Below are 412 nucleotides of genomic sequence, written 5' to 3'. Positions count from 1 at the left end.
ATGCCACAGACAATGGCTTGAACGTGGGTATGGCAACTTGCCCGACCAAACGCACGACAACCACTAGCGCTAGTGGTGTTGCCACAACGATTAGTACGGTTGGACAAGACCGCCAATGCCTGATTGCTGCTTGGGGCGATACCGACCCGATTTTTTTGGATACCGCCGTTGCATCCGATACGACTAAAGACAAACCCTGCGCTAATGAAGATGCGGTCTATAATTTTGGTGCACAATGCTTCATTATGGAGGCATACTGATGATATCAAATTATCGTTCCACTTCTGGCTTTACTTTAATAGAGCTCATGATTTCATTGGTATTGGGGCTGCTGATTTCTGCTGCGGTAATACAAGTATACCTAACGAATACCAAAACCGCCTCAACCCAAAAAAGTGGCAGTGAGCTACAA

Annotated in this window: 2 protein-coding genes; both read left to right on the top strand. The window is 46.4% G+C overall.

What is annotated here, in order from left to right; genetic code table 11:
* Positions 1–260, top strand: a 260-nt coding sequence (locus AABE10_RS36305; protein WP_342937852.1) for a hypothetical protein, incomplete at its 5' end; no start/stop codon positions are given.
* Positions 236–412 (top strand): PilW family protein (locus AABE10_RS36600; RefSeq protein WP_428983432.1); only part of this gene is annotated, 177 nt, incomplete at its 3' end. The genes AABE10_RS36305 and AABE10_RS36600, both read left to right, overlap by 25 nt.

Source organism: Paraburkholderia diazotrophica (assembly GCF_038900755.1).
Classification (GTDB): domain Bacteria; phylum Pseudomonadota; class Gammaproteobacteria; order Burkholderiales; family Burkholderiaceae; genus Paraburkholderia; species Paraburkholderia diazotrophica_A.
Note: the sequence above shows the minus strand (reverse complement) of the source record. Positions and strands in the feature narration are given on the sequence as shown.